Source organism: Ohtaekwangia kribbensis, assembly GCF_042676245.1.
Taxonomy (GTDB): domain Bacteria; phylum Bacteroidota; class Bacteroidia; order Cytophagales; family Cyclobacteriaceae; genus Ohtaekwangia; species Ohtaekwangia kribbensis.
Genome location: NZ_JBHTKA010000003.1, coordinates 496,300 through 519,613 on the forward strand (window position 1 = coordinate 496,300; position 23,314 = coordinate 519,613).

The window sequence follows — 23,314 nt, forward strand, 5'->3', positions numbered from 1 at the left end:
ATTAAAGCTCTGTGCTCTTCACTAAGTGAAGAGCACAGGATGTAAATTATACTATATCAAGGTCTCTATATAATCGCCCCATTTTTGCATCATTTCTTTTCGTTCACTTAAAAATTGCGTTCGATCATAGGCGCGGTCAACTTTATTAGTTGGGAAATGTGCAAGTTGCCTATCAACTACTTCATGACGATATCCAAGTTTTTCTTTAAGAGTCGTCATAGCTAAAGCTCGAAAACCATGACCTGTCATTTTTCCTTTATACCCTACGCGTTCCAAACCTTTTAGGATTGTTGTTTTACCCATCGGTTGCCGAGGTTTAGATATACCTGGAAAAACAAATTCATTTTTACCACGAAGTGCCTTTTGTTGTTTTAAGATATATACCACTTGCTTTGATAGAGGCACAACATGGTCCCGTTTCATTTTCATACGCGCTGCGGGTATAATCCATTCCCCTTTTTCCAAGTCCATCTCACCCCATTTAGCTTCAACAAGCTCGCTAGTGCGCACAAACGTTAAAAGCAGCAATAGCATACCGTTAATTGTTTGCTGGAATAGACGGGCTTTATTCATTTGAATTGCTTTAAGCAACTCCGGAATTTCATCAGGCTCAATACAAGCAAAAGGAGTTGACTGCTTACCTTTCAACACGCCTTTTAGATCATGAATAAAGCTTCTCTCCACACGCCCAGTCTGAACCGAGTATCTTAAAACTTGACCTATATTTTGCAGGGCTTTGCGCGCCATTTCATGAGCATTACGATCTTCAAGCTTTCGCAAGCATACGATAATATCAGGAGCCTTAATATCTTTAACCGGTATATTTCCAATCACAGGAAATATATCCGCTTCAAAACGATGCATGATATTGCGTGCATGGCCTTCGCTCCAACTATCATACTTCAAGGCATGCCATTCTCTCGCCACGAGTTCAAATGTCTGACTCGCTTGATAATCAGCTTGCCGCTTGCTTTCCTGACGCAGCAGAGAAGGGTCTGTTCCCGACACAACAAGCTTGCGCTGTTGAAATACTTTCTCTCGCGCTTCACTAAGAGGTATTTCCGGGAAGGGGCCAAGCGAGATACGCTTTTCCTTACCGTGAATAGTATATCGGAATCGCCAGTGGCGCTTTCCATGTGGGTATATTTCCAAATATAGCCCGTTAACATCATGAAGTTTATAAGCTTTTTCTTTTGGTTTTGCGTTCTGACATTGTAGTGCAGTGAGTGTCATTTTCTCGTTCCTGTTCAAGATGTTGGTTGCATCTTCAGGGCAAGGCAAAAACCCAGTTGCGCCTTGCCCTGAATCTTGCCCGGATACGACTTTGATCGTGTCGGACAAACCTGGTTTCAAGAGAACGCACCATAGCGGATAAGTGCATGAAAATGTGTATTTTATACACATTCATGAGGACAAGTATGGACTAAGGAGGATAAAGCAATGGAGCGGGCGAAGGGATTTGTATTTAGTGCCTTAAGTACTTGATCTTAATTGACTATATAAAGTTCAATTAAGTGCTTGCCCTAAATCTTGCCCTTGCTCCAATTGGATTTCCTTAGACTATGTTGTCCAACATTCTCAACCGATAGAATGCCATAAACTACATATAAGGTCTAGAAATATTATAGCCAAAACAGATGCCGGATTGTAAATCAACCCGGCACTACTTTTTTTACTTAAATGCGCTATTTTCTGGATTTTCAAGAAGTTTGCGAATATCGCTTCTTCGCCACACTGTGAACCGCGGCCCAAGCTTTATTGACTTAGGATATCTCTGTATCCTTACTCCTTCCCACCACATTGATTTACTTACTGGGAATATCTTTAGAATTTCCGGTAGTCGCATAAATCCCAATTCAATTAGATCATCGTTCTTTTCTTGTGAATTACAAATATCCAAATCCGTACTCCTACTTTATCCAGTGGAGTATGTTTGGTACATCACAAATTGATTCGAGTGTAGAAAATCATATCTTGTTAATATTCCTACTACTTCATTAATGAAATCATACACCGAATTTCTAGAGTCAATAAGCGAACTGAAATCTGTTACCAGCATAACGGGTAAAGCATCTTATAGCGATTTTAAAAGAGAAGGCGATTTTCTTCATTTCACCCGGAACAATACGAAGCAACGCTGGAAGATTGATATGAGAGAGCTATACGAGGCATACTTATATTTGGATAAGATCAACACAGTAACTATTAGAAAATATGTAGCTGGACGAGTTTACTCACCGGGCTGCGCAATCTTAAAAAAGATAGCATAGATTTCTTTTGCGCATAACAATTTTATATTGAACAGAATGTATAAGAAAAATCATTAAAGAGCTATCTATGCATGATTATCGAATTGATATAAATATGAAGGATGAAGGCTTTGAAGCAGAGAATAAGTAAAGATATTCAGCCGTTAAAAGAAATGCTTTCTGATCGCTACGATCCATCAAGAAAACAGGCTTGGCTAAATTTTATTAAGACGACAAAAAATAGCATCCTTCAAAATCCAGATCAATATATAGACATCGAAAAATTACCAGCCCCGGAAACATTATCGCTGCTAGTAAATGAAATCTTTGATGAATATATAACTTGGTATACTTCACAGTAGCATCAGAAGTACCGAGTTCATCGGTAAAGTTTCTACTATAATAACGGCCTAGATAATTCTTTAAAATAGAATCAGGTGAGTTGTAAAAAACTATTAACCTGACAAGATTTTTCACCTCGCCTTACGATTCCCAGCTATAGCAGCTCCCTTGTTAAATATAGATGTCATGAGCGCCTATAAAATCAGTTGCAATACCTAGCTAGAAAGGAATCGCATGAACTTGTTTACAGATGAACAAGCCGATAAACTTCGTGAAAACGGGAGTCCTGAAAATAGAGATAAAGATCATTGCCCTGTCGTAAAGTTATTTCTTCCGGGAACAAGATGCACCTGGCTATTGACTGAACTTGACCCCGAAGATGAAAACAGAGCATTCGGATTGTGTGACCTGGGTCTGGGGTTTCCCGAGCTTGGCTATGTTGATCTTCATGAACTCATCACACTTCAATTCGCCTATCAAGTAACAAATGACCTGAATTTCATTGGTGAATATCCAATCAGTGTCTATGCGCGGGCCGCGAGACGAGAGCAGGCTATCACCGTCAACCGCCAGCATCTTCAACAAGCCTTGAAACCATCTTGATATTCGCTCCACTTGATCTCGCCCTATAGGGCGAGATTCTTTTATAGGTTTGAAGGCATACATCTATTCATGAAGGAAATGACATGAGCGAAGCAGAAATTCAGCGAATGATTTTTGATATTACGACACGCTACTGTAAAGAAGCGCTGGCAAAGGATGAGGAAATACGCATCAAGCATGGATCAAAAGGGACAGGCAAAGCCCTTTGAACTGAGTACGGCAGGCAATTACGCCAACGTATCAGTACAGCCATCATTCAAGAGGTTGGAGACTATATTATGCCCTACGCGAGTGATCCGCAGAAAACAATTGCGCAGTTTCATGAATGGATCAGGAAGAACTATATACTGGACTTACGGGATAATTTATATCCTGAATTGGATGAGTTTATTCAATGGTATTGTGATAGCAACACGATACGAAATGAAACCAAGAAGGAGCGAAAAAACATAAAGGCTCTGGGTTTTTCACAATGATACCGATATATACTCTTGCTGCCATCAACAGCCTATAGCATCCAGCAGTGCAGATGATGGCAGTTTAAATAGTGGGAGCAAAAAAATATTGTGGCTACAAGGCAAATCAAGGCTTGTGGAGATTTCTTATTGCAGTCCTCTGTGTTAACACATTAACAACTATGAGTACCTATATTCATATATGTTGTAAGCGTCAGTCAATTGGAGGCATAAAATACAATAATGACTCACCTCTATTTATTTAATTCATATCATAAGTTTATTATTAATCTATCCGATTCTAGTTGAATCACTCTCTCAATCGATTCTATACACCTGTCTCCTGAAAAATTACCGATTCAGGAAATCAATCATCTTTTGCGTCAACAAAGGAGATAAGATGAAAAACAAAAAGACAGACAAGAAACTGACATCAAAGCAATCCGCAGACTATATCAAACGTTCCTTCAGCACATTAGCGGTTTGGCGATGTAAACAACGTCACTTGAAGTCATTTAAAGAAGGCGGACGCGTCTACTACTGGCAGTCCGAACTTGACCGTTTCTTAGAGAAGGAGCCAAAGCGCATGATTTAATATTCTAAAAAAACAGGAGAGAAAGTTGCGTCAACAACTTCCTCTCCCTCCATTCAACAATCATATAAAATCTTCGAGGATCGTAATGAACATTGAACAGGCCAAAACTATAGCCATTATTGATATTTTAGACAAGCTTGGTTTCACACCCAAAAAACAAACAGGCCATGATTACTGGTATAGCTCTCCGTTAAGAAATGAAAAAACACCGAGTTTTCATGTGCATACCATTAAGAATATCTGGTATGACTTCGGTGAAGAATTAGGCGGTGATGTTATCGGTTTTGTATGCGTTTATTTAAAACGTCAAAATGTTGGGCATACGATATCCGATGCTTTGCGCTGGCTACGAAACATGACTGGATTAACGCCATCCATTAAACCCATTGCTCTGCCTGAAACAAACACTGAAGAACCCAAGCTAAAGATTCTTCAAGTTCAACCCATCGAACGACTAGCTCTTATTCGATATTTGGAGAAGCGAGGTATTCCGTTGGCTATTGCTTCGGAATACCTAAACGAAATTCATGTCAGAAACCTCAATACTGGAAAGACAATCCATGCACTCGGACTTAAGAATGAAGATGGGGGCTATGAACTTCGTAATTCATTCTTTAAGGGAACTGCTGGCCGAAAGAATATCACTGTAATTCGTGGCACAAAAACCAAAGCTATCGGCGTCCAAATGTTTGAAGGATGGCCGGACTATTTATCAATCATGGCGCAACGTGACGGTAAGAAGTTTGAAGAAGATACATTCATCCTAAACTCTTTGTCATGTATGGATAAAGCTTCAGCCTTTTTCTATCAGTACGGTTATAAAACGGTATGCACCTGGATGGATAATGACAGTGCCGGAATTAAAGCCACAAAAAATCTAGACGAATATTTTAAGACTCAGGAAAATCTTGTTCATCGGCCGATGAATGATCAATACATGCCGCATAAAGATGTCAATGAATGGCACATGCATTCTCTTTCTCTTCCAATGATGGAGTAGTCGCATGGAACACGATACAAAGACAATGTTTAAGGCAGCCGAGATTCAGATTATCTACCGAAATAAGGTTCCCGTACATGAACGTCCGAAGATCACATCTTCAAATGAAGCATATAAAGTCCTTCGTGCAACCTGGGATGAAAACCGGATTGAGTTGATTGAGCAATTCAAGATCATGCTTTTGAATCGCGGCAATCGTGTTATAGGTATATCTGAAATTTCAACAGGAGGTATAGATGGCTGTACAGCTGACCCTAGAATTGTCTATGGCACGGCTCTTAAAGCCGGAGCCTGCGGAATGATTCTTGTACATAACCATCCGTCAGGAAATCTTGATCCTAGTCAGGCCGATATAGATTTGACACGCAAGTTAAGCGGGGCAGGGAAGTTTCTTGATATACAAGTATTGGATCACCTTGTTATAAATCGACATCGATATCATTCTTTCGCTGATGAAGGGATGATGCCCTAAAGACAAGTAAGGGTCGGCCATTGCATCATTTAGCAATGGCCGCTCCCCAACTTCACTGGGCTCCTACACGAAGTATTTTAATGTAACTACGGATATTCAAGTATTAGCAAGAAGATAAAAAGGACGCTTCCAAACAAGAAAATACCTATCCAGCCCAACATCCCACATAGCCTATATATAGTTTCGGTAGACCGAAACATTAAACAATAGTCTATATAAAGGGATATATAGTTTGTGCCCTTAGCCGTTTTGTCTTTTATCAAATGTCATTTTAATATCTCTATCCGTTTCTAATACCTCGATACTTCGCCCTTAAGGATTACGAATACACCCTGATCGTTGATATAGCCTTCAATATGTTTCTTTCCATCATAGAAACGTGCCTTAGCCAATTTTGCTATAGGGTCTAAAAAGGAAAGTTCGTCAAAGATTGGTGCCACTAACAGTTTTCCTTGCTCATCTATTAATCCAAAGCCATTATGCGACTGAATCATAATCTGATTGTCTTTACGACCGATACATTCGAACTCTCCGCTGTTCTTTTGTGAAGACGTCCGATTGTAATTCACGACATCATAACTAATAGTGATGGGTTTGATATTTCCGTTAACATCAAGCAACGCCCGACTTTTGGATTTTCCTTTCAGAAAAATTACTGGTATTGTGAAATCGAAATCCTTTTTATTCTCGATATAGTAATTATCGGAAGGATTAAGTTTTATTTTAACCTGACCAGATTTATCAATCCATGCATGTTCGCCAAAAGTGCTGGAAATTAAATGTGCAAGGCCATTCGAGAAGGGGCCTGGTTGATTTTTATATTGTAAAGGGATAACGACTTTCCCGGTTTGGTCGATATACCCCCAACGTTCTTCGCCAACTTCATTTTCCTTGGCTACAGCGGCAAGGCCCTCCGAAAAATCGGTAACACGTGTAAACTGGGGAGATATTACAACTTTGCCCGTCCTGTCTATATAACCATGCTTACTTGCTTTTCCAGAGAGAAATGAACAAAGTCCTTCGCTGAAATTTTGGTAATATATACTATGTCCGTCTTCAGCGTAATTTAGTTTGAACGTTTGGCCTTTCAGGTTTATGATTGTATAGGTATCCATCAGAAAATAGCCAGACTTATCAAAGGCAGGATTTGCTATTCCACGAAGAACAATGTTGCCAGACTTATCAATTACGGCATTATGATTGGTCTTGTCAGTGACAATTGCAAAACCGTTTTGGTAACTTCCAATGGTATTGTACTTACCAAAGGGTATAATAAATTTTCCGGTTGCATCGATAAGCCCGGCGGTACTTCCATCAATGATAACAGCAACGCCTTCCTTGAATTCATTTAGTATAACAGAGCTTGACTTTCCATTTATAACAATCGCGTTCGGATGAACAGATGCAGGTCGCAGGCTTAATTGAGCAGAAACATTGTGAACATATAGCACAAAAAACAGGAGGCAAACGCCCCTGAGAATTACAGTGGTCTTCATGTGAGTGAGAGGTTTTAGTTAAAAATAATTTCGTCCTTAATTGAACGAAGGCAATTTAAAAAATATACTTATAAGATGTATACTTATAATGCGTAATATTTAAAGAAAAACGTCTCGACTTTGCCTCCGTGAAAGAAGACGAGATTCTAAAGTCCCTACAGGAACGTATAGGGCAAAAGATTACTGAACTGAGAAAACAGAAAGGCTATACCAGCCACGAGGATTTTGCCCACGAGTTTGAAATCCCGAGAATGCAGTATTGGCGTATAGAGAAAGGAAGAACAAACCTGACGCTACGGACGTTGGTTAAGCTGCTATCGATTCACAAGATGACGGCAGAGGAATTCTTTTCTTCATTGCAAAAAAAGGAAGTAAAAAACAGAAAGTAATTTGATAGTTTTCACGATTAATCTAATCGATGTCTGTATTTTTTATATCTCTTCGGATTTTTTCAATTTCGATCTGATTTATTTTTTCAACATAGTCCTTTGCTTCCTGATTATTGAGTAGATCAAAATTCGGTTCATCAATACTAACATACTTAACATGATATCGGCAGTTGCTAACTTCCCTCTCTGTTACAAAGGTATTATCGCATTGGATGAACTGAATTTTAGGATGTCCATATGCCGATTCCAAACTTCTCAGTTTTGTATGACTACAGTATATAGCCTTTAAACTCGTCAACGTTGAAATAGGATATAAATCTTCTATTTGCGTATGGTCACATGAAATAATTTTAAGCTTTTCTAAGCCTTTAAGCCCCCAAAGGTTTTTAACAGGGCTCCAATCCAGATGTAGTTCTTGTAAACCAACTAGCTCTTCAAATCCGTAAGTATATTGCAAAGACGTTTTATATAAACGAAGCTTTTTTAAAGCAACACAGAACTTGAGATAGGTCGCATTTTCAAAATCAGTTAATGACAAATCAAGCTCAACAAGTTTCTTCAGGTAAGTGAGGGGAGAAAAATTCCTGATTTGTGTCGTTGAACAATCCAGCATTTTAAGCTTATAAGTGTACTTTAAAACACCGATGTCATCAATATGCGTTTCATTAAGGTAGAGGAACTGAACATCAGCCAACGGCTGAATGAAGCTAATATCCGCAAGATTAGTTTTCGCCACGGATAAATATTTAAGATTTAGAATGGCAAGTATTTGTTCAGAGTTCAGGTTTTCGGAAACTTGCGGGCTATCCCAATATGTTTCAAATATCTCATCAAGTCCGAAAGAATAATTAAGCTTTATTCCTCTCTCCTGTCTGAGTTGTCTGTCAATCTTTAAGTTTTTAGCGAGGCTTATCCTCTCGTCCGACTTGAGCGAAGTCCACCATTGCATCGGGTTGGACAATGCTTGTCGCCTCGACATCTGTTCAAAAATTTGCTTCATCGGCACGTTGTTCTACTCACGCACAAATAACTCCTTCTTATTATAAAATTTTGATCGTACAGAATCATTACTAATTAGTTGCGTTTGGTGAAGCAAAACCATTTCATCTTCATTCAATTTCAAAACTTCAAAAACCTTAAATTCTCTAATAGTATCATTCAAAGAGTTGACCATTGCTGGGGGTATTAAGAGCAACAGTTGGTGACTCGTAGAGTCATTGTGAGAAATTAATTTGTAGTGTCCTTCAACGGTTAGAACAATATCATCACCAATGGTTTTATATACATACTTTCCATTGTCATAGAAAGTATACTTGGTAAGCCCTTCGGTTTTTATTTTATCAGTAACACTGAGAAAGCTCTTCCGAGTCCAGCTTCCCTGTAGTGAGAAATCATTCTTTGTGGAGCAACAAACTACTATACAGATTAGTGGAATTAATTTAACAACGTTCATTTTACAAAGATTAAGTTTACTCGACTTTTAAATTCATCAGGAACGACAAATCCATATTGATTCCGAAGCACATCAATTGCACCATTATACCAGCCATTCCATTTATTTTCCCAAGCGGCATTTTGAACATACTCCCACGCCCCGCGTTCAGTCATACCGCTGAAATCATCGTAATTATACGAAATTGCCTTTTCATTGTATATCTGATATAGCCCATCAAGGTAATGCTGGCGATGTGTAAATTCATGGCCCAATGTTATAAACAGATCTTGCTCTGATTTGAAAGCTGCTCTTGATATATAAATATTAACCTTCATTTTGTATCCCCCCCAAATTGAAGGTTTTGCTACACCCAAAACTCCGCTTTTACCAGTTTTTGCATTCGCCCATGTCCCATCTGCAGCTTCTGTGTAATCTGATGGTCTATGCTTCATTGTCAACCAGCCCTTTTTTTCATTCGGGAAATGTTTGTCTCTAAAACGATGTAAAGTTTCCTGATTGAATTCAACTGGTTTACCGGGTTCAGTTGCTCCTCTGTAATTTTGTACTTGGAAGTCATCATAGAGTTCTCCTGTCCAAACATTCCCGCCAGCCCTACTTGCAGTAAGCCCACCAGAAATCCCTCCTAACACTCCACCCACAATTGCCCCAGTAACAGCACCTCGTCCTACATTTGAACCGCTTAAGGCAGCGTTTGCAGCCCCTATTCCAGCACCTGTTCCTGCCCCATACGCAGCACCAGGTAATATCCCCGCCGGAGCAAATATCCCCGCAGCTCCGCCTGCAGCACCAATTAGAGCGCCCTTCCAAAATCCGTCCATTGATTGGCTTCCACTGAAATGATCGGTTAGCATTCCAACAGTAGCCCCCACAAAGGCACCGATAATGATTGGCACAAAAACGAACCGTCCGTCCGGATCTATTGAAGCTGATGGACTATTACCCATTGCTAAATACGGGGACGAAAATTGATTCTCCGGATCTATAGCAAACCATCTTCCCAATGCAGCATCGTACTGCCTTGCATGGAAGTCATGCCATTGTGTTAGGCTATCATATTTCTTCCCTTGGAATAAATATGATGTGAACGATTCATTTTCTCTTACCCAAGCGTACGAAGTCATTCCATAAGGATAGTATGCGTTCACCTGGACAACCGGTCCCTCGATATGGTCCACATTGAAATCATCAAAATATACTTCCAGCGGAGTTTCATTTTCATTCGAAATGTATATATATACATAGCCTGGCTCTTTAATCACCAATTCTTTTTCCAGATGTTCGTGATCAACATCTGTTCCATCCTCTTTGGCAATATCACTCATGCGCTCATATCCGGCATCCAGCAACTTGAAATTACGATCAAATACGAGGTAATTCAGATATGCTTTTGGTCCAATCTCGGAGTCATCATCTTTTGTTAAAAGCGCAGCATACGGATCAACGATTCCTCCAGTACTTCCTACCGCTCCCCCATCGATAAATGCCGAAGGCGATGCTGTCCCTTCATAAATTGAAGTCATGAAAGTATTCAATGCAGCGGTCCAATTGTCATGATCAGGATCAAGATACTTGGCCCATACATCCATGCGCACCGTATCACCCGGCATTACGCTTAAGCTCTTTGCAAGTCCTGTTCGTTCCGCTTCTGTACCGTTTAAGCGTGCCGAGTATTTTTTTGAAGTTCCTTGCGTATGATTGAACAGGTCAAAATCAATTTTAACCGCCTCGTCATAGTACAGGAATTTACTTTGCTCATCAGGAGCGCTTGATGTTTCAAGCGTGGCAAGACTACCGTATTCATCCGTAACTGTCCCAAGTATAACACCTGTGCTCCCCAGATGATCGCTTAAGAAATATTGATATCCTTTGGATGGCAAGTATATACCTTCATCGTGATGAATCATTGTCAATGCGTCATTTTCATAGGTTAAGCCACCAACGAAATCAGTTTTTTTAATGACTGTACTATCACTGTAGTAGGAAGTTTCAGAAAGTTTGATTCCGAGTGCATCATATTTATACACAATGTACGAGTCATCATTAAACAGCACTACTGACGGAAGATTTAGAATATTATACTTGATTGAAGTAATTCCTTTATTCAGATCTTTAATCACACTTCCATTTGCATCATAGGCGTAATCCGGAGTCATTTTATTTTTATCATGAAAACCGATAGAATCGCGTTCGCTTGTAGAATTATCGGTGACACCAAGTAAATGGTTACTATCCTGGTCATAAGTATAAGAAAGGTTGTCCGTTTCTTCTATCGCAGAAGGATGTGAATAGCGAGAAAGTGTTTTTATGTTTCCATTAAGATCATAGGATATGCCTTTCTCAGAAAATGCGTCCACATCCTTAATAGTACCGCTACTGTCAGCTTTGTATACTCCGCTTGTGAGGCGCTTTAAAGCATCATAAGTATAGCTATATACTTCCTGTTTATTCCCACTTAAGTCTGTTCGCCATTTTATCGCAGATATCAGACCATCATAACGAGGTGTATTTCCCGATGATAATTCATTTTCATAAGCAAGTTCCTCTGAAAAATAGTCTACTGGTTCACCCGCTCCAGAGACATCGGCGTTTATGCCGGACAGACTGCCATTTATAGTATATCTATAATCGATAGATTGAAGCGGCGTTCCTCCGGAAACATGTAAATCTTTATTGATCAACTGACCAAGCTCGTTATAGGCGAACTCATTCAATTGAACTTCATTGTTTTGATCTACTTTGTGAAACGTCCTGAGCAATCTTCCAACGTGATCATATTCATAACGTTTTGAAATTTTCTTTTCGCGACCGGCATCGCCTTCAAAATAGGTAATCATTTCTGCTGTTTTCCAGTCTGCAAAATTATATAGCTGGGATTGTCGGTCGATGCCGCCAAGGTGATTTGTACCTACAGTCTGTATGATATGATATTCATCATCATAGTAACTTACCGACCACATATATTCATTTGTACCAAGAATAAACATCTTGTTACCGGTAAACATCCCATCGATTCGTTTTAGAAAATTAGAAGGAAGCCCAGCCAGGGAAGAGCTTTTATAACTATAATTTACGTCCGGGTTTTGATCCTGGAGAAATGTGTAGTCATCATAATAGGATACTGATAACACCGTATCAATTTGTGTTGGCAATGACATATTTGTATAGCCATGAAAATTACCGGCTTCAGAACTACGTGAGTCGTACCGAACCGTTGCATTATCAAATGCAACCTGTATTTCATTCAATGTTCGACTATCCGTAATGACACCTTTCAAAACTACACGATTGAATCGGTCATACTTCGAACACGTCCATTGATTGAACAGGCGCTGTCTTCCATCCTGAGACAAAGCAACCCTATACCATTTATCATATATATAATAGATCGGTTCGGCACCGGGAGTTTTCTGTGAAACCAATCTCTGCCGACTATCATAACTGTTAACATAGCAGAGTTTATTCAGGATGGTTGCATCAAGCTGTTTAGGGAAGCCACTTTGCGCTTCTGCTTTGGCAACCGCTAGTGGCGTAATCTGATGCGTAAGATTACCGGCCGCATCGTAAACCGAATAGGTAGAAATCCATCCACTGCCTTTTCGGTTTTTCTGAAGAATCGTACGACCAAATTTGTCCGTATATAAAATTACCGTATCATGCTCGGCATCTTCCTGAATGGATCGGTATAATTCCGAAGCATTAAAGTACCCATTGGCAATCAAAGATGTTCCGTCCACTTGCCAGATGAGAACTTCATTCTCTGCATTCAAACTATAGCCCATCTTGCCAGTTTTACCGTTGGTAATATTCCAGGTACTACCGGGTGAACTTAACTCCTTTACGCGACTAAGAGGCGAGGGCTCAAAGACACGCTCACTGAAAGGGTTTAAAGACTCCACTGGTATATTTGGAGGTGTCGTTGTACCATCATAGAATAGCTTCTGTTCACCATTGGTGCCGATCGCATTTGTCCGCAATTCTCCCGGTGATGAAGAAGAAATTGTATACGGTAAATATTGCTGAGCCTGTCTTCCCAATGCATCATATTGAATTGGCTGCACCATATCATTTTCTGCCGTCGAGAATTCCTGAATCACATTTTGTATCGGGCGACCTTCGCCATCAAGGTAATTCCATGTATGAATGCGCTCGCCAACTGCAAGTGTCGATACCGCGTTAGGATCAGTTATTCCATTTACAAGTACAGTGGTTTCACGTTGATAATGTTGATCGGTAGAAAAGGTTTGCTCTGACACCTCATTGGAAGGTTCCGATTCCAAAGTATTCTGAAGTGCACGAATTCGGTAGGTATATATAGTTGATGGTTGCAAGTTTGCATCGCTATAGCTCGCTACTGTTGCGCCCAAGGTCGCGACCGCAGTAAAATTGCCTGTACCGGTTTTTCGTTCAACCTTAAAGCCGGTCTGATTGACAGCTACATTGGTCCAGGTCAAAAGAATTTCTTTCGAGGACACCGCTACTGCGCGTAATTCTTCTGGTGGAGCCGGACATGTAGTGCTTACGGTTACTGTCGCTGATGATGTATTGGTACATCCCTTGCTGTTGGTTACGGTAACAGTATAGGTCGTTGTAGCAGCGGGGCGAACGGTGATTACTCTTCCAGCTTGTCCCGTCGACCATTGATAGGACGCCCCACCTGAAGCTGTAAGTATAGCTGAAGATCCTAGGCATATCGTAGGGGAGGCAGGTGCGATGGACGCAGTCGGTAACGGATTTACGGTGACAATGACGAAATCCGTTCCCTGACATCCATTGCCCCCTGTACCTGTAACAATATAGGTCGTGGTAGACGATGGACTTACGGTATAGGTTAATGCACTTCCTAGACCATTATCCCAAGCATATTGCAAGGCGTTACCAGAAACACTAATGATATCACTCTTGCCCGCGCAAATAGAGAGATCTGCATTCGAAATAACTGTTGGCAATGAATCAACCGTGACCTTAACCGGTCTCCTGATGCTTTCCAATCCTCCGATTGTTTGAGAAACATAAAATACCGTTGTCGTGTCAAGAACAGGTGTGGTGAAGGATGTGCCTGTGCCAAGTTGAGTTCCATCTGTTTCCATATCATACCACTGAATTGTTCCGTTCCCCGTGGCAGATAATGTAGCTGAGTGCTGGGCGCATATCTTTACATCTGTAGCTTCTGGTGGAAGCGTTCCTTCCGTCACCTTGATTGATATAGGTTTGGAATAAAGTTCAAGACCTGTGACCCATTGGTTTGTAACCTTCAGTCGGTATTGGCCGCTATCGGCTATAGCAACACTTGGAAAAATAAGTTCGAATGATGTCGCACCGGGTAAATCAGTCCATACATCCATATTGTTTTTCTTCTGCCACTGATAAAGATTATAACTGCCCGGGGTAACAACTCTCAATGTATCTGCATTACCGGATATCCAGTATAATGTTTGTTCTTCGCCCAACTCTTCCTGTGGAGAATAGGTAAAGGATTGATAAGGATGAGTATTTGCAGCCGTAAAGTTTGGTTCAAGATCGCCAAAGTCCAGTTTATTTCTGCTGACTATATATTGCAGGTTGGCCTTATTAGCATGAGCAGTAAACGAGGGTATACTTGTGAGATCGTTATAGTTAACACTGAGATAATTTAGTTTTGAAAAATTGGCAGACCAATTAGGAACTTGAGCAAGTTGCAACGAATCCAGGTATAGTGTGGTAAGATTTGTAGCACTCGTTATATTGGCAGGTAATGTTCTGATTTTTGAATTGGCGATTTGTAAATACTGAAGCGTGCTGTTCATGATTGAGGTCGGAGGTGTTCCCCCGATCTGAGTATTGTAAATACGAACGTTGTTCAATTTCACTAAACCCGAAAGAGAAGTGCCAATATTTCCAGCTAAGTTTTCATTATTGAAGACGTTAAATGAGTTTAGGCTTGTCAGGCTTGTCAATACAGGTATCTCACCATAAAACTCACTATTATCAAGATATATCCACTGAAGCTTGATACATTTATTAAGTGAAGCAGGCAAAACACCTGTAACCCTCGTATGAACAAACCCTTCGTCCAACCAACCACCACCGCACAGGCGGGTCATTTTTGTCAAGTTGCCAATGGACGGAGGTATAGTACAGGAAAGATTAGGGTTGCCGTAAAAATAAAATTGAAGAAGTTCAGTTAGATTTCCAATCCAGTCAAAATTACCCGTCAGGTCATTCACATGAAACCCCAAATATTGCAGCTTCTTTAAGTTACCGAGTGAGGGAGGTAAATCTCCCGATAGTTTATTCCTGTATACATAGAAGTGAGTGGCCAGAGTAAGATTTCCAAGACTGGCTGGAATTGATCCCGTAAGTTCATTAAACTGAAGTTGAAGCTGTGTCAGCAATACAAGATTACCGAGTGACTCAGGTATCTCCCCTTGAAGTTTGTTATCGCTTAAGTTGAGTATCGTGATACCTGTAAGATTACCAATCGATTCTGGTATAATTCCATTAAGATTATTCTTGATTAACTGAAGACGCGTAACCCTGCCATTTGTTATCGTTACACCATACCACGTGCTGAGGTTACCGGTTTTCCAATTCGTCTTCGTTGTCCATGACGGGCCATTGGTAGAATCATATAGCGCAACCAAAGCGAGGGAATCCGCTGTCAGTTCCGCAGATAAAGACATAGTTGTGCTTGTAGTGGTAGCTGACGCTAATCGTGAAGTTGATTTCGCACTGAGCGATGATATTAGTTCAGTACCATCTGACGATGGATCGCCAGGCCCTTCCTGTGCCAATGCATTGATACTGAATGCTAAGATTCCTAACAAAACCACTACAGCGGAACGTAGGGAATTACAACAGAAATTTCTGCTCATGAATGCTTTTATTTATTGTTGATCGCGATAATGGTATGAGAATTTCTTCGTGATGTTGCCTTGGTGATTTCGTATAATCACCGGACGATACTGGTTGTCATACTCGAAGCTTGTTTGAAACAAATTCGTATCACACTGTGAGAGTATATTTCCCTCATCACTATACACGTAGGTTGTGATCTCAGACCCAACGGGCCTTATACGTACTTCATCGATGCTTCCACCATTTGGTACTTTAATGCTAACCGTACCTGTACTTGCAGCTATACTGACTATAACTCGATGAAGCGTCCAACCATTCTTCACATCTTCATTCGAGCTTGCTATAATTAAACCATTTTGCAATTCGATAACCGGAGCCATTCCCTTACTCCAATAGGACACTTCATACCGATCACTGGAAACTTGTTTTGAGATATAGGCATCCGTTGTTTGTGCCTTTAAGTGCTTATTTCCCGTTATACCATCACCTGCCACCACAAAGGCATTGTTGTATGACCAATTTCCTTTAGTGTTATCTTCAAAGCTTGTAAAAGCTATTTGCGAATTTGATGCAAAACGTGCGCTCGCAAATAAACGGGTATGTGTATCATCATAAATATAGGCGTTCGTTGTCCCACCCTGAGTTTCGGTTTCTAATACGATTCCATCACCTGGATCGAAGTTCTTTACCTCCTGTGTCAGCAACCAATTTCCATCGGGAACTGCCGAGTTACTCCATGCCGCAAAATCGGAATTACCATCATGCAGCCACGTATAATTATATTGCGGGTAATACTTACTCGTCTCCGGATCAGAAATATTATCGGCGATCCACTTGGTTGCGGAGCAGGAAGTAAAAGTTGGACTACCGGTTTTCGTGTTCGTTACCTTACTCTGAATAATATAGGACAGTATATTCCGTGATCTGTCTGTATCATAAGCCTCCCACCAATATTTATAATCCGATGTTGCGACTTCTGTGTAGTTTGCGCCAATGGAATTGATTTGCTTTTTGGATTTAAGCAATCCCGTCTTGTCATCATATGTATTCTCAACAGCTGTATTTAAGCCGTTGATACCTTCCTGACGCTGATCTGTTTTAATAATTCTGACATAATACGCAGAATCAATAACATGGGATTGTGCATTTCGAATTGGCTTCGAAAAAACTCGATAATAATCCTGTGAACGCGCGACCTCCTGATTAAAGCTATTGTTACTGTTCTTAACCAGAACCTGATATGGTGCGCCCAGCAAATGAAGTTCTTTGCCCAAGTTTGTCGTAGCTGGGGCAAGAGTCAAATTCGACTCGTTAAGTCCATTATAAAAATAGTACTCTGTCAGTCCGAACGGCTTGTTCGCATAATCTCCGCCGGGAATGACGGTTGCCCTGTTGAATTGCGGAATGCCTTGTTCGTTTATTCGACCTTTAAAATATTCATAGTTTGTCTCAAACACTCTATTGCCATCCGTCCAACCTACGCGGTCTACAATCAACGGTGTCTGAATCCCAAATATCTTTTCATCTACTACTCTGCAAAGATTCAAAGAATTTGTAGAGGCCGATGCCAGGACAAAGAAACCAGCTTGAGTTTTCTTATCTCCCAAGGAGAACTGTGATTGAACCGTATAATCCACCACTTCATTATTTTTAATATATAGTATATATATCCCAGCAGCCTTTCCGGACTTTGTTTCACTATATTCATAGGCGATATAGTTTGGCGACAGCACCGTGGCCGTTCTTCCAATCAGGTAATGATTTGTGCCTAATGGCATATTATCAATAAGAGCCCAATCACCGGATGGAAGTCGGCGGTGCAGCGTGCCATTTTTAATTGAAAATCCAATTCCGGCTTGAATTGCATTTCCATACTGATCATTCAAACGATCATAGGTAAGACTACCCAGCCCATAATCCGTATCGTTGGACCACGTCAGCGTGTTCGGGTTAAAGAACATCCGCTTGCATATTGGTGAGAAGGAACTTGCGGCAGACCACATTAAAAAGTCATCGCCATAACTTGTCTCCTTGTAATCTATATAGTTAAAGCCTTTAGTATACCAGTTCTTACCATCATAGCGGGCGACAACGCCATTTCCTTTATCCGTTTGACTTATACCAATTTGTCCATCACTCGATATATAAACTAACGCTGCATCCTGTAATCGCCCTAGTATGTTTGCCTGTACAAAATTCTGGTAATTCTCATCCCACATGAAAATATACTCAGGATTTTGATTTGCCATTCCAAGGAGTATCGAATTAGACGAGTGCCATTGCGAATCAGGATCACTTCCGCCATCTGTTCCGAATTCAATATCGGTTGGTAAGGCACGGTGTTGCCATTCCTTTTCTCCATCTAAAAAGTATAGATGTAGCTCGTCACGATTTCCACCATTGTCATTGTGAACAAATATATAGTTACCGGTAGCCGTTACGAAATTTTCCCATTGAGACTCATCGGTATTGGAAATCGTTTCTTCAACCCATTTCTCGCCCTTCCAAGTCAGTATATGCAGATCCTTTGAAAAGCGATTTAAGAACCCTACGAATTCATCACCGCAGAATATATTGCCCGTCACATGACCACTGCCACCCCCAACTTTAAAATATTGAAGTTGTTTCTTCTCCCAGCTATTCCCGTTGGCTTCAATAGTTGTTCCGGCTGTATATTTCTTTTTATGAGCCGCATATATTAATTGAAGATTGTTTTGAGATTGAAAAAATCGAAGTACAAAATGTGTGGCTGCAACTTCAATATCGAGCTGCTCGTAATCTGAATTTGTAATCGCTGGTATATCCCACAGAAAGTCCACATTCCATTGGCCATCCCAATGATAAGCCAATACTTTCACCGGGCGTTGACCGCCATCAATACTGCCATCGCTCTTGAGCTTTCGCCATGCTACAACGACATAACTTCCAACGGTATATATTTTGGGTTGGCCGTAACCACCGGCCGTTCCGTCTGTCGGAGCAGCGATATTGTAATTGCGATTTGCATTATCTACTTGCGCTTGCGAATAGTAATAATCCACGTGAGCACCGAGACTATTAAATACCCGCTTTATATAGCCATTAGATTCACCTTCAGCAAAGTATTCGAATTGCATTGCCGGCTGAGTTTCGCCTGAAGGAAATCTTTTGATTACAGATGTCAGGTAACGTTTGACAAGTGAGCCTTCACCTCTAAGGGTATAGCTGAAATCAACCGAGTACAAAATCAAATTCTTGATAGATCGAACATTGATCGTGCTTAAGTACTGCGTCTCAAATTTCTCCTGATAGGCATCCGGTTCGGCTTGCTCTACATGGGGGTCGAAATACTCAGTCGATTGTTTGGATTGATAGATAAATTCAGCCGATTGCCCGGCTGAATCAATCACTTTTGAAAGGTAAAAAGCCTTTGTATGTGTTTGTCCTCCCGATCCTACAGCCTCCTCAACGGAATTATATTGAAAGGTCAGTTTATCCCCATATAGGTTTTCCACTTCCGTCAAGGCCCATACATAGGCAAGCCTGCTTTGATTTTGTGTTTGTGCACTGTTGCCAATCCAGTTGCCCCATTTTACAACCCACTGCACCGCGCTATAGGTATATTTAAATCCATTCTCACGCGTAACTATCCATTTCTCCTCATTAGGATAGTAAAGTATCTTCCATGGTGAAAAGGTTTTAGGGGAAAAACTTCTCGTCGTGCTGTAATAGTTAGTGCAAACCAGTTGATTTGAAATATCATTCTCAATTAAGTAGAATACATCATCATGTCGCGTACCCGTTTGTTTAAAGTCTGCTACGATGCGTGGTATATCCATCGACCAGCCAAGCCCGAGTATACCAGTCGGACTATACTCACTATTCCGATCAACCTGATTTTTTATACCCCCCGAATTATACTGTATCCCGACTGAAATGTTCAGCCCACCCCTTCCACTTAGCGACACCAGATTCATTGGAAACGCTACTTGGCCAGTCAGCATATTCACACTGTTTTTGAAGCGCCTGAAATCCATCCGGATTTAAGCTAAAGGAACTTTGAGCAGGGGCTTGGCTGGCTTTTAAGTTTTGAGCAACGGCAGTAAATGGAACGACAAATGCTAGTAGGAAAAGGTAGTATAGGTTTCTCATATACACATTGGCTTGGACATGTAGGTAATGCGAAAGTGTAGAATAAGACACAACCTCACAACCTAGGATGATTTCCAAGGCACGTATGAACTTCAGTAAAATAAAATATTTTGATCTTCAAAAAGATTTCAGAGAACGTTGCCGAAAGGCATTGCCTAGTACTTTTTTACTATTGGATATAGTAAAAAAGTACTAAACGTGATGATGTACTTTTTGAAGACAAATTACAGTTACAACATTAAAAAATAATATCCTTGTACGATGTATACATATAAGATATTATTTTTAACGATAATAGTTCGAACGCATGGCGGTACAGAAGACTAAATGTAATAGTGTTGGTGACAGCCGGGCTATACTCTGCAAGTCCTCGCTCGTGCCTCACTGTGGGCTTTCCACTTCTATCCCTGTCAAGGCCTGGCGTGCTTCTTTGCATAGCCTCCCATTTTCGATCTATTGAGGATTTGAGCTTCCCTCGAATCGTGATACGAGTGGCCGAAAAAGTGTACTATGAATGTAAAGTATACCTAGTATAAATTAAGTATACTTGGAAAGTTGATAGGAATTACTTTAATTCAAGGAAGGATTTCCTCGACTCACCTGATCCTATCCGATCGTAGCCCACTTGGATTCCTACATGGTTAATTTTAATAAGGCTTTGCTGGCATCGCAACCTATTGCCAGCCGAGTAAATAGTAATTCATCAGCTTCTAACTTTAAGTAAATCGCAAGTGACGTTCGAGGAAATCATTAAATCTATTAAACCTGGAGGTCCTTCAAGTGTGAGCAATGAAAGCGTCATCAAGTTTCTGGCTGACTTTCTTGATGCGGAGCGATATAACAATATAGTGTCAGAAAATGCCCCGATAAAAAACTTTAAACTGTATAATGAGAATTGTGACCTATGGCATGATATACTTAACTATAAGCTTAGCCTAACAAAAACTGTGAAGCTTACTAACTTTTGTATAATGGAATGGCTGCCCGTTTCTCCTGGCTTGTACTTTACTCATAAGGCTAGTCAATCAAGGACAGAAGCTGAACAAATGATGGATTGGTTTTTAGGGGAGTATGTGCCAACGGGTAAACTACGGATGATAGAAGGTGGAATAGGCTCAGTCAGACTTTCGCCAGACAGTAATAATAATTATTACCTCGGAGCCTCCTCTACTGGAATAAGTCATCAAGGTATTCCATTAATGCTATCCAGAGATTTATATAGTGCATATATCGATATCATAAAGGAAGAAGGATATATCATTGCAGATATAGTTGGCACAATTGAGTTCTTATCAAAGGCGAGGTCATTAATTGAATACAAAAATAAAATTCCAAGATATATAATATCGGTAGATAGTATTAAATTAAAAAAACTGGAACCTATAAATATTAGCGTTTCTATAGCAACTCTTTTTTCTGAGCATACGCAAACAAATAGTAAATATTACACGTATGCATCATTTTCTCCAGATAATGCGGGGAACAATCTTAAGTCTGCAGTCGAGTGGATCGAAGATTACGCTTACAGGTATTCAATGAAAACTGGAGCTATCCATTTTCTTTCTGATTTTGACGAACATATGCAGCACTTCTCATTTCCTGTTGACATTGCTTTGCATAGCGTAATGAACAGCAAAATCAACCAAGCTTATTTGTATAAACTTTGTGAAACATTAAATATTACTCTCATGGAAAATAATATTTCTGGCAATTCAGGACCCGTAGCAGTCGGGAATGAAAAAACAATTATTTCAACCGGAGCGGGAGACATCTCTATTTCAAATTCGTTCAATGAACGATATGGAGAAGGATCATCAGATGTTTTAAAAAAAGTAATTGAGATTATCAATCAAGAGAAGAATGATGAAGCAAAAGAGTTGTTTCAGGAATTCAAAGAGCAATTAGAAAAAGAGAAACCAAAGAAGTCTATGTTGCAAATGATATGGAGCAATATAGTTAGTCTTGTTCCACTAATTAAAGCATCAACAGACATCTACGACAAAGTGGAATCTATGATTAAAGCTATTTAATCAATTAGATTTAACACTTGCCAATTTCTCTTCATGGAAATTAAGATTGATCCTTCCAATTGTGAGGAATATATAGGTTTATCTTATAACGCAGTTATTGAGGTTTCAGGAATTTATGAAGCCATTAGCTTATACGAGATTAACCATTTTACTAAAGTCACTTGGGAGGATGGAATTGTATTTATTAGTGTACAATTCACGAAAGACATTAGGCAGCTTTCCCTGCGTATAAATTTTGAACAGAAAATCATTGAAGGTCGAGTGCTGAACGTCCATAAAAAAAGCAAGAGAATCGGTATGCGATTACTAATGGGACAAATCAAGGCATCACAAAGATTTGGAATTACTCATATAAAAATATTTGCATTTGGCGAACCTGAAATCAGACATGAGATAAATGGATATATAACTTGGGGTGGCTATGGTTTTCTTATGGACGAACCCTACCAAACATTTTTCGTTGATAGAATGCATCAATTGGGACGTGAAGAGGCTTATCTACACGATCTATTAAAATCTAAAAGGGGAAGAGAAATCTGGGAATTGAATGGATTCAGTTGGCAAGGAACGTTTACTATTGCTCCCAACTCGGTATCAATGAGGGTTTTAGAGGAAAAGCTAAACTCCTTGAAAAAAGACAAAAACGTATGAAAAATCTAGTTTTTTGGCTGTTTGGCGCAATATTTTTTGCTGTGACTACAAAGGTTTATTATATTTCTTGATAAATATTTGCTTATAACGTACAAGTATGGAAACTGCTGGATACGCCCCTCTTCGAAAGAAAAGACGAGGAGGCAAATGGTTAAAGAGGAGAGCGGACTTGACAGAACAAGCCAATGATAAAATGTGGGTCTTAGCTACTAAGGCTAGTCTCTTGATGAAAATGATTGCCAACAATTTGGATGAGTCGGATTTAACAACGCGTGAAAAAGAAATTGTTAAAGAATTGAACCAAATAAACGAAGATAACAAGCCCAAGGAACTCAAGCGACTACAGCTTGAAATTTTTAAAATGTAGAGTTAGAACCTTTGTTTGCGTTAGCTACAATTACACTTCAATCACTTTGATGATCTTACTACTTCTCTATATAGTGCTAATCAAAAATTGTATAATCATAGGCTGATGATTGCCTACATATAGCCTTCGATACACATTGAGAAAAACGGGGCATGATCTTATTAAGCTATATGAACAATCTGAACAAATTTCTCTTGATTATTCAGGTCAAATACTCCTTTTATTGCAAAGAGTAGTCTGGATT

Annotated in this window: 17 protein-coding genes; 10 read left to right on the forward strand and 7 right to left on the reverse strand. The window is 40.0% G+C overall.

The genetic code is table 11. The features are described from left to right. Positions 1–51: 51 nt before the first annotated feature. Both ACFQ21_RS12760 and ACFQ21_RS12765 read right to left on the reverse strand, forming a co-directional pair. Positions 52–1,341, reverse strand: a complete 1,290-nt coding sequence (locus ACFQ21_RS12760; RefSeq protein ID WP_377579581.1) for a tyrosine-type recombinase/integrase — start codon at positions 1,339–1,341, stop codon at positions 52–54. A gap of 331 nt (positions 1,342–1,672) precedes the next feature. Then, complete coding sequence (locus ACFQ21_RS12765) at positions 1,673–1,846, reverse strand: helix-turn-helix transcriptional regulator (protein WP_377579582.1); 174 nt, start codon at positions 1,844–1,846, stop codon at positions 1,673–1,675. Between the two features lie 525 nt (positions 1,847–2,371). Here ACFQ21_RS12765 and ACFQ21_RS12770 point away from each other — a divergent pair. The 6 genes from ACFQ21_RS12770 to ACFQ21_RS12795 all read left to right on the forward strand — a co-directional run bounded on the left by ACFQ21_RS12770 (position 2,372) and on the right by ACFQ21_RS12795 (position 5,716). Next, a complete protein-coding gene (locus ACFQ21_RS12770; RefSeq protein ID WP_377579583.1) occupies positions 2,372–2,611 on the forward strand; it encodes a hypothetical protein in 240 nt (79 codons plus the stop codon). 214 nt (positions 2,612–2,825) lie between these two features. Then, on the forward strand, positions 2,826–3,194 hold the full coding sequence (locus tag ACFQ21_RS12775; protein ID WP_377579584.1) for a DUF2958 domain-containing protein: 369 nt from the start codon (positions 2,826–2,828) through the stop codon (positions 3,192–3,194). 83 nt (positions 3,195–3,277) lie between these two features. Next, a complete protein-coding gene (locus ACFQ21_RS12780; protein ID WP_377579585.1) occupies positions 3,278–3,403 on the forward strand; it encodes a hypothetical protein in 126 nt (41 codons plus the stop codon). 69 nt (positions 3,404–3,472) lie between these two features. Further along, positions 3,473–3,670 carry a hypothetical protein gene (locus ACFQ21_RS12785; protein ID WP_377579586.1) on the forward strand — a complete coding sequence of 66 codons (198 nt, stop codon included), beginning with the start codon at positions 3,473–3,475 and terminating at the stop codon, positions 3,668–3,670. 659 nt (positions 3,671–4,329) lie between these two features. Further along, positions 4,330–5,244: a CHC2 zinc finger domain-containing protein gene (locus ACFQ21_RS12790; RefSeq protein ID WP_377579587.1), complete on the forward strand. Its 915-nt coding sequence runs from the start codon at positions 4,330–4,332 to the stop codon at positions 5,242–5,244. A 4-nt stretch (positions 5,245–5,248) separates the two neighbouring features. Continuing rightward, positions 5,249–5,716, forward strand: a complete 468-nt coding sequence (locus ACFQ21_RS12795) for a JAB domain-containing protein (RefSeq protein ID WP_377579588.1) — start codon at positions 5,249–5,251, stop codon at positions 5,714–5,716. A gap of 290 nt (positions 5,717–6,006) precedes the next feature. Here ACFQ21_RS12795 and ACFQ21_RS12800 read toward each other — a convergent pair whose 3' ends face one another. Further along, positions 6,007–7,212 (reverse strand): WG repeat-containing protein, encoded by a 1,206-nt coding sequence (locus ACFQ21_RS12800; RefSeq protein ID WP_377579589.1) that lies wholly within the window; start codon positions 7,210–7,212, stop codon positions 6,007–6,009. 128 nt (positions 7,213–7,340) lie between these two features. Here ACFQ21_RS12800 and ACFQ21_RS12805 point away from each other — a divergent pair, with 128 nt between their 5' ends. Beyond that, complete coding sequence (locus ACFQ21_RS12805) at positions 7,341–7,601, forward strand: helix-turn-helix domain-containing protein (protein ID WP_377579590.1); 261 nt, start codon at positions 7,341–7,343, stop codon at positions 7,599–7,601. A gap of 22 nt (positions 7,602–7,623) precedes the next feature. Here ACFQ21_RS12805 and ACFQ21_RS12810 read toward each other — a convergent pair whose 3' ends face one another. The 4 genes from ACFQ21_RS12810 to ACFQ21_RS12825 are packed head-to-tail and all read right to left on the reverse strand — an operon-like array spanning position 7,624 to position 19,874. After that, the gene (locus ACFQ21_RS12810; RefSeq protein ID WP_377579591.1) at positions 7,624–8,601 is read right to left on the reverse strand and encodes a leucine-rich repeat domain-containing protein; all 978 of its coding nucleotides are present in this window, start codon (positions 8,599–8,601) and stop codon (positions 7,624–7,626) included. A gap of 12 nt (positions 8,602–8,613) precedes the next feature. Then, entirely contained in the window at positions 8,614–9,054 is a 441-nt protein-coding gene (locus tag ACFQ21_RS12815) for a hypothetical protein (RefSeq protein ID WP_377579592.1), read from the reverse strand. Then, a complete protein-coding gene (locus ACFQ21_RS12820; protein WP_377579593.1) occupies positions 9,051–15,908 on the reverse strand; it encodes a DUF6443 domain-containing protein in 6,858 nt (2,285 codons plus the stop codon). Before ACFQ21_RS12820 ends, ACFQ21_RS12815 begins: the two co-directional genes overlap by 4 nt. A gap of 12 nt (positions 15,909–15,920) precedes the next feature. Further along, positions 15,921–19,874, reverse strand: a complete 3,954-nt coding sequence (locus ACFQ21_RS12825) for a hypothetical protein (protein WP_377579594.1) — start codon at positions 19,872–19,874, stop codon at positions 15,921–15,923. A gap of 879 nt (positions 19,875–20,753) precedes the next feature. Here ACFQ21_RS12825 and ACFQ21_RS12830 point away from each other — a divergent pair. From ACFQ21_RS12830 to ACFQ21_RS12840, 3 genes are all read left to right on the forward strand, one after another. Then, positions 20,754–22,052, forward strand: a complete 1,299-nt coding sequence (locus ACFQ21_RS12830; RefSeq protein WP_377579595.1) for a hypothetical protein — start codon at positions 20,754–20,756, stop codon at positions 22,050–22,052. Between the two features lie 33 nt (positions 22,053–22,085). Further along, the gene (locus tag ACFQ21_RS12835; protein WP_377579596.1) at positions 22,086–22,703 is read left to right on the forward strand and encodes a hypothetical protein; all 618 of its coding nucleotides are present in this window, start codon (positions 22,086–22,088) and stop codon (positions 22,701–22,703) included. A gap of 97 nt (positions 22,704–22,800) precedes the next feature. Further along, positions 22,801–23,070 (forward strand): hypothetical protein, encoded by a 270-nt coding sequence (locus ACFQ21_RS12840; RefSeq protein WP_377579597.1) that lies wholly within the window; start codon positions 22,801–22,803, stop codon positions 23,068–23,070. Positions 23,071–23,314: the final 244 nt, after the last annotated feature.